Consider the following 12,123-nt stretch of genomic DNA (forward strand, 5'->3'; position numbering starts at 1 on the left):
GCCAGGCGCGCCGGCCCGGGCTCAGTCGATCAACCGCCCGTCCGCATCCCAGAACGGGTGCGGCCCGTCGAATTGCCCGCTGGCCACGGCATGGCTGACCAGTCGGCCGCCGTGCGGCAGGGCGTGCAGCATGAAGCCGGGCGGCTCCAGCGTCCAGGCCGATGCCGCATCGGGCGCCAGGTCCAGGCAGACCTGGTGGGCGGGCGCGGGCGAGGTCATGGCCACCGTGCCGCCGAAGCCGACCTGGATGCTGCGGTGCAGGTGGCCGCAGATGACGCGCTGCACGTTGGGGTGGCGGCGCACCAGGTCTTCGAGTGCCTGGGCACCCTGCAGCAGGCCGATCTTGTCCATGTGGCCTATCAGGGTCTCGAAGGGCGGGTGGTGCATGGCGATGACCACGGGCCGGCCCTCGCTGGCGGCCAGCTGCAGCTCCAGCCATTGCAGGCGTTCCTCGCACAACGCGCCCTCGCTGTGGTCGGGCACCACGGTGTCCAGCGCGATCAGCCGCAGCGCGCCGATGTCCACCGCGTACTGGATGAAGCCTTCGCTGCGCAGCCAGGTGTGCTCGGGAAAGGCGGTGCGCAGCGCGTCGCGGTCATCGTGGTTGCCGGGCAGCAGGTAGATGGGAAGCTCGCCCAGCGGCGCCAGCAGGCTGCGCAGGTGGGCGTATTCGGCGGGCCGGCCGAAGTCGGTCAGGTCGCCCGTGATCACGACGGCGTGCGGCGGCTGCGGCAGGGCCAGCACGCTTTGCACCGTGCGCTTCAGGTATTGGGCGGTATCGATGCGGCGGTAGGTCAGGCGACCGGGTTCGCGGATGTGCAGGTCGGTGAGCTGGGCCAGGAAGGTGGTCATGGAGGGGCGCAGGGTTTCAGGCGTGGGCATGGTTGGGCATCCATTGGTGGGGGGCGATGCGCAAGGCCACGCGGTCGCCCGATTGCGCGGCGTGGTCGCGGGCCACGTCGGCCATCAGCGGCGTGTGGCCCGCCAGCTCCAGCGTGAGCTGCAGGCGATCGCCCAGGAAAACGCGGCGCGCCACCGATGCGGGCACGGCGCCCGGCGTGCCGGCGGCGCAGACCTCGATGTCTTCAGGGCGCAGCAGCAGCCGGGCCGCGCCCGTGCACTCGGCCGGGCAGGCCAGCTCCATGCCGGCCAGCGCCAGCCGGTTGCTGCGCGCATCGTCGTCGCTGCGTTCGACCTGGTTCACGCGCCCCAGGAAGGTGGCGACAAAGGGATGGGCCGGGCGGCGGTACAGGCTTTCACCGTCGCCCACCTGCAGGATGCGGCCTGCCTGCATGACGGCCATGCGGTCGGCAATGGCCATGGCCTCCTGCTGGTCGTGCGTGACATGGACGGCGGTGATGCGCAGCTGGCGCAGCAGCTGGGCCAGCTCGTCGCGCAGGGTTTCCTTGAGCTTGGCGTCCAGCGCGGTCAGCGGCTCGTCCAGCAGCAGCACGCGCGGGCGCGATGCCACGGCGCGGGCCAGGGCCACGCGCTGGCGCTGGCCGCCGGACAGTTCGGCCGGGCGCTTGTGCTCCAGGCCGTTCAGGCGCACCAGGTCCACCAGTTCGCCCACCACGCGGCGCTGCTCCTGCTCGGACACGCCGCGTATGCGCAGGCCGTAGGCTATGTTGGCCTGCACGCTCATCTGCGGGAACAGCGCGTAGTGCTGGAACACCATGCCCACCTGGCGCTTTTCTATGGGCACGCGGGTGACGTCGGTGTCGCCGAAGGCGATGCGGCTGCCCGCATCCGGCGTCTCCAGCCCCGCGATGATGCGCAGCAGCGTGGTCTTGCCGCAGCCCGAGGGGCCCAGCAGGGCCAGCACCTCGCCGGGCTCCACGCGCAGGTCGGTGGCCTGCAGGCCGCGGGTGCCGTCGGCATAGGTCTTGGCGCATTGCCGGATGTCGATGGCGACGCTGTTACTTTCCATAATGCTTCTCGATGAAATGCCCCAGCGCCTGCAGCAGCCACATCACGGGCAGGATGACGATGAGGAAGATGAGGGTGTAGGCCGAGCCCACCTCGATGCGCATGGACGCATAGCTGTCGGCCAGGCCCACGGGCAGGGTGCGCGTCAGCGGCGTATGCAGCATCCAGGTCAGGTTGAACTCGCCCATGGACAGGGTGAACACCATCAGGCAGGCGGCCACGATGGCGGGCAGCACGGCAGGCACCAGCACGCCCAGGAAGCGCTGCGTGAACGAGGCGCCCAGGCTGCGCGCAGCCTCCTCCAGCGCCACCAGCTCCTGGCGGCGCAGCGCCGAGCCCACCATGCGCACCATGAAGGGCAGGGTGAACACCACATGGCCCACCAGGATGAAGGCAAAGCTCTGGCGGAAGGCGGCCACGCTGCCATAGGCGAGCAGCAGGGCCAGGGCGCTGGCCAGGCCCGGAATGGCCACGGGCAGGGTCAGCAGCTCCTCGAAATGCCGGGCCCAGGGCGAGCGGCTGCGCGCCAGCGCATAGGCGCAGGGCACGCCCAGCACCAAGGTCATGGCCACGCAGGCGCAGGCCAGCAGCAGCGACATCAGCACGGTATTGCCGTAGCCGGCCCAGACCTCGGCCAGCCAGCGGGTGGTCAAGCCACTGGCCAGGCCCTGGCCGTAGTTCTGCACCAGCCCGGCCAGGACCGACAGCAGCATGGGCGCCAGCATGAACACGGTGACGGTGGCCGTCACCAGCCACATCAGCGGCGGCATTTTTGGCCGCCGGGCCGCCCCAAGGCAAAAAGCGGCCCCTTCGGGGGGCAGCGGACCTTGCGCTGCAAGGGCAGCGTGGGGGCTATTTTTTTGTGTGGTCCGCATGTTCAGACTCCCGAGGCGGCCGGACCCGCCCAGCGCCGCGACAGCCACAGCACCAGCCAGGTGATCAGCCCCAGGCTGATGGACAGGCTGGCGGCCAGGGCGAAGTTGGCGTAGTTGGTGAACTCGTTGTAGATGGTGATGGGCAGCACCTCGAACTTGCTCGACAGCGTGAAGGCCGTGCCGAAGGCGCCGACCGACGTGGCGAACACGATGGCGCCGCAGGCCAGCGTGGTGGGCAGCAGCTGCGGCCACCACACATCGCGCGCCACGCGCCAGCCATTGCCGCCCAGCGAGCGCGCGGCCTCTTCCAGGTGCGGGTCCAGCGCCTCGGCCGCTGCCGTGTAGGAGGCGATGGCGCGCGGCAGCGAGAAGTACAGGTAGCCCAGGAACAGGCCCAGCAGCCCGTAGGCGAAGGTGATCCGCTCGCCGCCCAGGGCCACCGACAGATCGGCCAGCGCGCCCTGGCGCCCGCCCAGCAGGATGATGAAAAAGCCGATGATCACGCCCGGAAACGACAGCGGCAGCGTCAGCAGCGACAGCAGCAGGCCGCGCCCCGTGAAGCGGTGGCGCGCCAGCGCAATGCCCATCACCGCGCCGATCAGCAGCGTGGCCAGGGTCACGGCCAGCGACAGGGCCAGCGTCTGCAGCAGGCTTTGCAGGTACAGCGCGTCGGTCAGCGTGGCGAAGTAGGTGCGCCAGCCTTCACGCGCCGGCAGCGCCAGCAGCAGGCCGGCCGGCAGCAGCCAGAACGCGGCGAAGAAGGCCACGGCCGGCGCGCTGCAGGCCAGCAGCAGCGCGCGGGCGCGCCAGTCGCCTGGCGCTTGGGAGGAAATGCCCACGATGCAGTCCGCCTGGCTCACCGCACTTCACGCAGGTAGCGCGTGGAGAAGCCCTTTTGCACATCGGCCATCTTCTGGTAGTCCACCGAGGTGGCGCGCGCGTACTCGCTGGCGGGCAGGAAATGGCCGGCCACCTCCTTGGGCAGGGCCACGTCGCGCACGGGGCGCAGGTAGGCGTTGGCCCAGATGGACTGGCCCTTGTCGGACAGCACATAGTCCAGCACCTTCTTGCCGTTGTCCGTGTGCGGCGCCTTGTTCACCAGGCTCATCACATAGGGCATGACCACGGTGCCTTCCTTGGGGATCACGAAGTCCACGTCGGCCTTGTCCTTGTAGCGGGCGCGGTAGGCGTTGAAGTCGTAGTCCAGCAGGATGCCGATCTCGCCCGACAGCAGGCGCGCATACGAGGTCTGCTTGGGCACGATGGGCTCGTTCTTCTGCAGCTTCTTGAAGTAGTCGATGGCGGGCTGGAAGTTGTCCAGCGTGCCGCCCATGGCCTGGTTCACGGCCACGGCGCCCACATAGCCCACGAAGGCCGAGGCCGGGTCCAGGTAGCCCACCAGGCCCTTGTATTCGGGCTTGAGCAGGTCTGCCCAGGACTGCGGCACGGGCTTGCCGCCCAGCGCCGCCTTGTTGACCATGAAGCCCAGCGTGCCCGAGTGGATGGTCACCCACTCGCCCTTGGGGTCCTTGAGGCCGGCGGGAATCTGGTCCCAGTTGGCGGGCTTGTAGGCGGCGACCACGCCGTCTTTCTGCGCCTGGATGGCGAAGGTCACTCCCAGGTAGGTCACATCGGCCACGGGGCTGGCCTTCTCGGCCACCAGCTGGGCCAGCGACTGGCCGGAGTTCTTGTTGTCGGGCGGCACGGTGATGCCGGTATCGGCCTTGATGGCCTTGATCTGCGTGCCCCAGTCGGCCCATTCGGGCGGGCAGTTGTAGCAGATGGCGCTTTGGGCCAGGGCCGTGCCGCAGACGGCGGTGGTGGCGGCCAGCAGGGCCAGGCGCTTGAAGGAGGGCTTGAAGGAGAGCTTGAAGGGGAGGGCAGTCAGTTTCATGGTGCGTACTCGAAGAGGTGGGGGAGCGTGGGGAAGGGAAGGGCGCGGCCTTGGCTTGCGCGGGCCGCTGTTGCTGGTTTCAGAGCCGGCAGGACTCGCCGCTGCGCCAGCCATGCGGCAGGCACAGGCTTTCCTGCGCGGCCAGGGTTTTCTTGCCCGCCAGCGCATCGCACAGCAGGCGCACGCAGGCCGAGCCGATGTCGTGGTTGGGTTGGGAAATCGAGGCCAGCGAAGGCGTGAGATCGCCGGCCATGGCAATCCCGTCAAAGCCGACCACGCTGATGTCCGCAGGCACGGAGAACCCGGCCAGCGATGCCGCGCGGATGGTGCGTATCGCCAGCAGATCGTTGCTGCAGACAATGGCCGTGGGCGGGGCCTGCTCGGCCAGGTGGTGCTGCAGCATCTGCACGGCGGTGGCGGCAAAGGGCACCTCCCAGACAGGCAGCGGCGACAGGCCTGCGGCCTGCATGCCCAGCGCATAGCCGCGGCAGCGCTGCTGGGCGCGGTCGGACGCCTGCAACTGGCCCGTGACCATGCCGATGCGGCTGTGGCCTGCCGCAGCCAGGCGCAGCACCAGCTCCCTGACGGCGCCCGTGTTGTCCACGCCCACGCAGGCATGCTCATGGGTGTGGTGATAGGCCAGCACATAGGGCTTGCCGGCCTGGCGCACACGCGCCAACGCCGCCGAATCGCCAGGGTTGGAGACCACCAGCACCAGCGCATCCACCCCGCTGGCCAGCAGCCGCGTGGTGGCCGCGTCTTCACCGGCGTGGTCGTATTCGGTGGTGCAGGGCGAAATCGCATAGCCGCGCAGCGCCGCCTGCGAGGCAATGCCCTGCAGGCACTCGGCAAACACCGGATTGGTGAGCGTGGGCAGCACCACGCCCAGCACCTTGCTGCTGCGCGTGCGCAGCGTGCGGGCGCTGGCATTGGCCACATAGCCCACTTCCTGCGCCACGCGCAGCACCGTGCTGCGCGTTTGCGCATTGACCACCTCCGGCGAATTGAAAACCCGCGAAACAGTGGCGACGGACAGTCCCGCGCGGCGTGCAACCTCGGTGATGCTCATGGATGTAAACGATTTCTTGAAAACGTTTACATTGCACCCGCTGCGCGTGACAGGGAGGTGACGAAGGTTTGAAGCTTTTGTGGCAGTTCAGGCGCTGCCCGGGTAGTCTCTGACGACCTCCATGAACGCCGCCAGGAGGGCAGAGGTATCGTCCCGGCGGTGGACGCAGCTCAACTCGATGTCCTTGAGAAAGCGGGAGCGCAGCGGGCGGAAGACGACGCCCGGCAATCTCAGCATGGTTCCCGATTCGGGCGTGATGCACAGCCCCAGGCCTGCGCTGACCAGGGCGATGCAAGTGGTGACGTCCTCCACCTCCTGCATGACCTCGATCTGCACTTTTTCGCGGCGAAACGCTGCCACCACCTCCTGCGCCAGTCCCGCCAGCGGCGTGTTCGGGTACAGGATCATGGGCTGGCGCTCCAGGTCGCGAATGGAAATCCCGGCGCGTGTGCTGAGCGGATGGCCTTCATGCATGCCCACGTACATGGGCTCGCGCAGCACCAGGCGCACGGCCAGGTCGGGCTCGGCCGGGGGCAGCCGGTGAAAGCCCACCTGGATCCGGTGTTCCCGCAAGGCCTGGATCTGCTCGCCCTTGGTCAGGTTGTGAAGCCGGATGCGGACCTCGGGCCGCTGCGTGTGAAAGCTCCCGATCAGGCGAGGGATGACGTTCAGCATCCCCGAGCCGAAGATGCCGATGTCCAGATCACCCAGCAGCCCCTTTCCTGCCCGCAGCGCACGTTCGCGGGCCAGCCGGGCCAGTTCCAGGATGTTCGGAACATCGCGCAAAAGGGAGTGCGCAGCCTCGGTCAGCTCTATGCCCCGGGATGTGCGCACGAACAGTTCCACACCGAGGTCCTCCTCCATCTGGCGCATCTGCCGCGACAGGGGCGGCTGCGCCATGTGCAGCCGCTCGGCCGCACGGCTGACGCTTTGCTCCTGTGCCAGGGCGAGGAAGTAACGCATATGCCGCAGATCCATGGCCATTCCCTTTTTTGGAGATACCTGAATGGTATGGCCGATCGCTGATTCGGTATTGGACAGTATGGGGAGGGCACTCGAGAATGGTTTGCACAACCCCTGCCATCGCAGCCACGACGCATTCAGGAGGAGACAGGCCATGCATTCACTCATCACGCGGATCGCGCGGATCATCGGTGTCTGGGCCTGCGCGCTGGTGCCGCTGTGCGGCGCTGCGCAGGCCTTTCCGGACAGGCCTGTCACCCTGGTCCTGGCCTACTCCGCAGGGAGCATCTCCGACGTTCTCGCACGCAGCGTGGCCCAGCAGTTGAGCGCCCGGTGGAAGCAGCCGGTGCTGGTCGACAACCGGCCCGGGGGCAACCAGATCATCGCGGCCAGCCTCGTGGCCAAGGCCGCCGCCGATGGCTACACCCTGCTGCTGTGCGATGACGGCGTCTTCACGCTCAACCCGCATCTGTTCCGCAAGCTGCCCTATTCGCTGGAGGACTTCGCGCCGGTCGCGGATCTTGCGCAGTTGCAGATGGTGCTGTCCAGCGCGAGGCAGGTGCCCGCTGCCAGCATCGCTGAACTGGTGGCCCTGGCCAGGGCCAGGCCGGGCACGCTGAACTATGGCTCGTTCGGCACGGGGAACATCGTCCACCTGGCCATGGATGCGTTTTCCCGGATGGCTGCCATCGAGTTGGTGCACGTGCCCTACAAGGGCTATCCCGACGCCATCCGTGATGTTCTGGCCAACCAGGTCCAACTGGTGCTGGGCGGCATTGGCGGGCCGGCGCTTCAGTATTTGAAAAGCGGCGCCATGAGGCCGCTGGCCGTCACGGGTCCATCGCGCAGCCCCTTGCTGCCGGATGTGCCCACCCTGGCCGAAGCAGGCTTTGCGCGGCTCGACCCGCAAGTCAATTTCATCCTCATGGCGCCTGCGGGCACGCCGCCAGCCGTGGTGCGCAAAATCAATGCAGCCGCCGCTGTCATCGTCCGGCAGGAGATTGCGGCCACGGTGCTTGCGCCCAACGGCATGAGACCGCTGGGCGCAAGCCCGGACGCCCTGGCGGCCTCGCTCAGGCAGGGCAGGGCCGCATATGCCGAACTCGTGAAATCGTCTGGCGTCAGGCTGGACTAGAAAATGGAGAAAGTTGCCATGATCATCGAAAAGCAGAGCGACGTGACGGCCGCCGTGCTGGAGCAATTGCAGCAGTCAAGCGATCCCCGCTTCAAGGAGATCATGATCGCCGCAGTCACCCATCTGCACGGCTTCATACGGGACGCCCGCCTGTCGGAGGCGGAGTTCCACCAGGCCTGCGCCCTCATCGCCCGGCTGGGGCAACTGACCACGGCCTCGCACAACGAGGTGGTGCTCATTGCCGGCTCGCTGGGCGTCTCCGCCCTGGTCTGCCTGCTCAACAACGGGGACAACGGCCAGACGGAAACCACGGCCAACCTGATGGGCCCGTTCTGGCGCATGGATTCTCCGCCCACGGAAAACGGCGGCTCCATCGTCCGCTCTCCCACGCCGGGCATGCCCGTGTTCGTGAACGCCTGGGTGCGCGACCGGCAGGGTCGGCCCGTGCCGGATGCCGAAGTCGATGTATGGCATGCGTCGTCCGAGGGCTTCTATGAGAACCAGGACCCGGAGCAGGCCGACATGAACCTGCGCGGCAAGTTCAGGACCGATGCCGCAGGGTGCATCACCTTTCGCACCATCAAGCCCGTGGGCTATCCCATTCCCTTGAGCGGCCCGGTGGGCGCCCTGCTGCGCGCGCAGGGCCGGCACAACATGCGCCCGGCCCACATCCACTTCATGGTCTACAAGCCCGGCTTCAAGACGCAGTTTGCCCAGGTGTATTCCAGTGACGATCCGCACCTGGAGACTGATGTGCAGTTCGGCGTGACGCGGGCGCTGATCGGACAGTACGTTCTTCACTCGGGCGAGTCCCCTCCGGCCGACGACGTGCATGGCGCCTGGTACACGCTGGACCACCATTTCGTGATCGAGCCAGGGGAGGCTCGGCTGCCCAAGCCCCCGATCACCGGCAAGGCCGGCGGGGAGCGCCCGACGCTCACCGTGCTGGAGCGCTGCACAGACACTCACTGAGGAAAGCCCGGAAATGATCGATGCCACCGAACGCCAGGACGCGGCCCATGCGCTGCTGCAGGCAGAACAGAGCCGCCAGCCCATCGCCCAGGTCAGCCGGACCTGGCCGGCCATGGAGATAGCCGATGCCTACGCCGTGCAGCAACTGTGGGCGCAGGCCAAGGTCAAGGCTGGCGCGCGCATCGTGGGCCACAAGATCGGCCTGACCTCACGCGCCATGCAGATGGCTTCCGGCATGAATGAGCCGGACTACGGCGTGCTGCTGGATCACATGGTCCATGCGGATGGCGCCCGGATATGCGCTTCGCAATTCCACCGGCCCCGCCTGGAGGTGGAGCTTGCCTTTGTCCTGGGCAAGTCCTTGGGCGGCACCCGGCCGGGCGGCAGGCCGGTGACGGTCTATGACGTGCTGGACGCCACGGCCTATGTGACGCCTGCGCTTGAGATCATCGACTACCGCACCGAGGTGCCGCGCAGCATCTGCGACACCATCGCGGACAACGCCGCAGCCGCCGCCATGGTCACGGGAGGGCGCATCGTGCGCCCCATGGACATCGATCTGCGCTGGGTGGCCGCCACCCTGTCCAAGAACGGCGTGATTGAGGAGTCAGGTGTCTCGGCTGCCGTCATGGGCCATCCCGCCCTGGGCATCGTCTGGCTGGCCAACAAGCTCGCGGGCCATGGCATCGCGCTGGAGGCCGGACACATCCTCCTGGCGGGCTCCTTCACTCGGCCCACGGCTGTCACGGCCGGTGACACCATCCATGCGGACTTTGGACCGCTGGGCTCCATCGGGGTGTCGTTCACGGAATAGGAAATGCCTGCCGTCCGGCCTTCACGGGACCGATGGATCCAGCTCCGATGCCAGCAACTGCTGCTGCCGGTGCAACCATTCCAGAAAGCTGGAAAGCCGGGCACTGAAGAGTGTTTTGGGCATACACGGTGCCCTGGCCTGGATCAGGAAGAAATCGATGGACTCTGCCAATTCCGGGTGGCGCTCTGAAAAACATCCGGCGAACTCCTCCAGCGTGCGCGGCCAGAAACCCCCTGAGCAGGGGCGCAGCACATTGGTGGCCCGGATCAGCTTGCGTGCGGCTTCGCGTTGCAGGCGCAGGGCCTCCGAGTCGTCCCGGGTTGCAGCAATGCGCTGCAGGTAGTCGTTCAGCACCTGCACGTAGTCGCCATTGACGGCCTGTGCAATCGCCCTGGACGGCTCGAACGCCTCAAACTGCTGCGCCAGGTCTTCTCCATGGATACAGCGGCACTCATGCTTGAGCCAGTAGCCCCAGCTGTAGAGATGGGCCGGGTCCAGCACCTCTTGCCGAGTGCCCAGGTCGAAATCGATCTTCACGACTTCTTTGTGACGTAGTTGCAGGTCCTGGCGCAGTTGCTCCAGCCGGGCGCACTCCTGTCCACTAAGGGAGCGCACCAGCACCACCGTCAGGTCCAGGTCGGAGAAGCCCGCCCTCGCGCAGCCGCGCGCCACGCTGCCATACAGGTAGAGGCTGTCCAGCGCCTCGCCGAGGTCGCTGGCGATGGCTGCGCGCGCATCCGCCACCAAATCCACAAATTCCGGCTGGATGGGGGCTCTGACAAAGACTTCGAGAGTGCCAGCGGAGCCGAGGTTGTTCATTGGTCTTGCAGTAGTGGAACGGGAGGCACGGCTCTGAGCCAGTCTCCTGCGAACAAGCCCGGAACCTACAGCTCCCCTTCAGGGTCAGGCATAGGATTTGTAGCGATTGGAAACCGCATGCATCCCAGCGTGCGGGCGTCCATCATAAAAACACAACTCCAAGCCTCCTATGTCTTCATTCGATACCCAACTGCTGCTCATCGCGCTGGCCAGCGTGCTGGTCCTCGTCGCGCTGATCGTCTCGCGCATCCGTCTTCATCCCCTGCTGGCGCTGCTGGTGGTTTCCATCGGCGTGGGCTTTGCCACCGGCATGGCGCCGGGCGAGATCGTCAAGAACCTCACCAACGGGGCCGGCAAGACGCTGGGCGCGGTGGGCGTGGTCATTGCCCTGGGCGCCATGCTGGGCAAGATCCTGGCGGACTCCGGCACCACCGAGCGGCTGGCCAGTGCCATCCTGCAGCGCACGTCCGAGCGCATGATTCCCTGGGCCATGACCCTGGTGGCCTTCGTGATCGGCATCCCCATGTTCTTCGAGGTGGGGCTGGTGGTCATGCTGCCGCTGATCTTCAGCGTGGCGCGCAAGCTGGAAAGCAATGAGCGCTTCAAGGGATCGGCCTATGTCTATGTGGGTGTGCCCGTGATCGCCGCGCTGGCCGCCATGCACGGCATGGTGCCGCCGCACCCGGGCCCGCTCACCGCCATTGCCACGCTGCACACCACGGTCGGCCCGACCATGCTGTATGGCTTTCTGGCCGTGATTCCCGCCATGGTGCTGGGTGGCCCGCTGTACGGCGCCTTCATCACGCCGCGCATGAGCACGCGCCCCGATGCAGCCCTGCTGGAGCAGTTCACATCAGGCAAGAAGGAAGGCGGGCAGGGCAGTGCGCCCAGCATCGGCATGGGCGTGCTGTGCGCCCTGCTGCCCGCGCTGCTGATGCTGGTACATGCGCTGGCCGAGGTGCTTCTGCCCAAGGATTCGGGCCTGCTGCATGCAGCAGCCTTCCTGGGCAATCCGCTGGTGGCCATGCTGCTGGGCGTGGTGTTTGCCTCCATCACCCTGGGCTATCTGCGCGGCGCCGATGCAGAGAAGCTGCGCGACGCGCTGGGCCAGAGCCTCAAGCCCATCGCCGGCATCATGCTCATCATTGCGGGCGGCGGCGCCTTCCAGCAGATCCTGACCAGCGCCAAGGTGGGCGATGCCATCGTCCACATGACCCAGCAGTTCGCCCTGCCTCCGCTGGTGCTGGGCTGGATGATCGCCATGCTGCTGTCGGTGTCCACCGGCTCGGCCACCGTGGGCATCGTGGGCGCGGCGGGCCTGCTGGCGCCGCTGGCGGCCTCCGATCCTTCGCTGAACGTGCCGCTGCTGGCGCTGGCCATCGGCTGCGGCTCGCTGTTCTTCAACTATGCCAACCACGCGGGCTTCTGGATGGTGAAGGAGTCGTTCGGCATGAGCATGGGCGAGGCCACCAAGACGATTACCGTGGTCCAGTCCATCGTGTCCTTTGTGGGCCTGCTGATGGTGTTGCTGTTCAATCTGCTGCCCAAGCTGGGATAGGTGAAAGGCATAAGTGAAAGGCATGAGGCGGGCCGCCTGCGGCCACTTCGATGCCGCGGCAACCACCAAGAGAGGGCACTACTTCCGGTTCGACT

12 protein-coding genes are annotated in these 12,123 nt (G+C 67.1%); 4 read left to right on the forward strand and 8 right to left on the reverse strand.

Going from position 1 to position 12,123, the window contains the following annotated elements; all coding sequences use genetic code 11:
* Nucleotides 1-21 precede the first annotated feature (21 nt).
* From DACI_RS15660 to DACI_RS15690, 7 genes are all read right to left on the reverse strand, one after another.
* Nucleotides 22-882, reverse strand: coding sequence for a phosphodiesterase (locus DACI_RS15660; RefSeq protein ID WP_012204959.1), 861 nt, complete (start codon nt 880-882; stop codon nt 22-24).
* On the reverse strand, nt 869-1,930 hold the full coding sequence (locus DACI_RS15665; protein WP_012204960.1) for an ABC transporter ATP-binding protein: 1,062 nt from the start codon (nt 1,928-1,930) through the stop codon (nt 869-871). Before DACI_RS15665 ends, DACI_RS15660 begins: the two co-directional genes overlap by 14 nt.
* Nucleotides 1,920-2,687 carry an ABC transporter permease gene (locus DACI_RS15670; protein ID WP_043783412.1) on the reverse strand — a complete coding sequence of 256 codons (768 nt, stop codon included), beginning with the start codon at nt 2,685-2,687 and terminating at the stop codon, nt 1,920-1,922. The genes DACI_RS15665 and DACI_RS15670 overlap by 11 nt, the downstream gene beginning before the upstream one ends.
* A 119-nt stretch (nt 2,688-2,806) precedes the next feature.
* On the reverse strand, nt 2,807-3,664 hold the full coding sequence (locus tag DACI_RS15675) for an ABC transporter permease (RefSeq protein ID WP_012204962.1): 858 nt from the start codon (nt 3,662-3,664) through the stop codon (nt 2,807-2,809).
* Nucleotides 3,661-4,698 carry an ABC transporter substrate-binding protein gene (locus tag DACI_RS15680; RefSeq protein ID WP_012204963.1) on the reverse strand — a complete coding sequence of 346 codons (1,038 nt, stop codon included), beginning with the start codon at nt 4,696-4,698 and terminating at the stop codon, nt 3,661-3,663. Before DACI_RS15680 ends, DACI_RS15675 begins: the two co-directional genes overlap by 4 nt.
* Before the next feature lie 79 nt (nt 4,699-4,777).
* A complete protein-coding gene (locus DACI_RS15685) occupies nt 4,778-5,767 on the reverse strand; it encodes a LacI family DNA-binding transcriptional regulator (RefSeq protein ID WP_043781641.1) in 990 nt (329 codons plus the stop codon).
* Nucleotides 5,768-5,854: 87 nt separating this feature from the next.
* Entirely contained in the window at nt 5,855-6,745 is an 891-nt protein-coding gene (locus tag DACI_RS15690; protein ID WP_012204965.1) for a LysR substrate-binding domain-containing protein, read from the reverse strand.
* 139 nt (nt 6,746-6,884) lie between these two features.
* Between DACI_RS15690 and DACI_RS15695 the strand changes: the two genes are divergently transcribed.
* From DACI_RS15695 to hpaH, 3 genes are read left to right on the forward strand one after another with little or no spacing between them, the layout of a single operon-like run.
* On the forward strand, nt 6,885-7,865 hold the full coding sequence (locus tag DACI_RS15695) for a Bug family tripartite tricarboxylate transporter substrate binding protein (protein ID WP_016448124.1): 981 nt from the start codon (nt 6,885-6,887) through the stop codon (nt 7,863-7,865).
* Nucleotides 7,866-7,883: 18 nt separating this feature from the next.
* Nucleotides 7,884-8,837, forward strand: coding sequence for a dioxygenase family protein (locus tag DACI_RS15700; RefSeq protein WP_012204967.1), 954 nt, complete (start codon nt 7,884-7,886; stop codon nt 8,835-8,837).
* Between the two features lie 13 nt (nt 8,838-8,850).
* On the forward strand, nt 8,851-9,651 hold the full coding sequence (gene hpaH, locus DACI_RS15705) for a 2-oxo-hept-4-ene-1,7-dioate hydratase (RefSeq protein WP_012204968.1): 801 nt from the start codon (nt 8,851-8,853) through the stop codon (nt 9,649-9,651).
* 21 nt (nt 9,652-9,672) lie between these two features.
* Here the strand turns inward: hpaH and DACI_RS15710 are convergent, their stop codons facing one another.
* The gene (locus tag DACI_RS15710; RefSeq protein WP_012204969.1) at nt 9,673-10,470 is read right to left on the reverse strand and encodes a nucleotidyltransferase domain-containing protein; all 798 of its coding nucleotides are present in this window, start codon (nt 10,468-10,470) and stop codon (nt 9,673-9,675) included.
* A gap of 169 nt (nt 10,471-10,639) precedes the next feature.
* Between DACI_RS15710 and DACI_RS15715 the strand changes: the two genes are divergently transcribed.
* Nucleotides 10,640-12,028 (forward strand): GntP family permease, encoded by a 1,389-nt coding sequence (locus DACI_RS15715; protein WP_012204970.1) that lies wholly within the window; start codon nt 10,640-10,642, stop codon nt 12,026-12,028.
* Nucleotides 12,029-12,123 lie beyond the last annotated feature (95 nt).

Source organism: Delftia acidovorans SPH-1, from assembly GCF_000018665.1.
In the GTDB taxonomy this organism is placed as follows: Bacteria; Pseudomonadota; Gammaproteobacteria; order Burkholderiales; family Burkholderiaceae_C; genus Comamonas; species Comamonas acidovorans.

Excerpts from the sequence above, each read along its gene's own strand:
- DACI_RS15660 (WP_012204959.1), bottom strand. The coding sequence starts at position 882 with ATGCCCACGCCTGAAACCCTGCGCCCCTCCATGACCACCTTCCTGGCC.
- DACI_RS15665 (WP_012204960.1), bottom strand. The coding sequence starts at position 1,930 with ATGGAAAGTAACAGCGTCGCCATCGACATCCGGCAATGCGCCAAGACC.
- DACI_RS15670 (WP_043783412.1), bottom strand. The coding sequence starts at position 2,687 with ATGTGGCTGGTGACGGCCACCGTCACCGTGTTCATGCTGGCGCCCATG.
- DACI_RS15680 (WP_012204963.1), bottom strand. The coding sequence starts at position 4,698 with ATGAAACTGACTGCCCTCCCCTTCAAGCTCTCCTTCAAGCCCTCCTTC.
- DACI_RS15685 (WP_043781641.1), bottom strand. The coding sequence starts at position 5,767 with ATGAGCATCACCGAGGTTGCACGCCGCGCGGGACTGTCCGTCGCCACT.
- DACI_RS15690 (WP_012204965.1), bottom strand. The coding sequence starts at position 6,745 with ATGGATCTGCGGCATATGCGTTACTTCCTCGCCCTGGCACAGGAGCAA.
- DACI_RS15695 (WP_016448124.1), top strand. The coding sequence starts at position 6,885 with ATGCATTCACTCATCACGCGGATCGCGCGGATCATCGGTGTCTGGGCC.
- DACI_RS15700 (WP_012204967.1), top strand. The coding sequence starts at position 7,884 with ATGATCATCGAAAAGCAGAGCGACGTGACGGCCGCCGTGCTGGAGCAA.
- hpaH (WP_012204968.1), top strand. The coding sequence starts at position 8,851 with ATGATCGATGCCACCGAACGCCAGGACGCGGCCCATGCGCTGCTGCAG.
- DACI_RS15710 (WP_012204969.1), bottom strand. The coding sequence starts at position 10,470 with ATGAACAACCTCGGCTCCGCTGGCACTCTCGAAGTCTTTGTCAGAGCC.
- DACI_RS15715 (WP_012204970.1), top strand. The coding sequence starts at position 10,640 with ATGTCTTCATTCGATACCCAACTGCTGCTCATCGCGCTGGCCAGCGTG.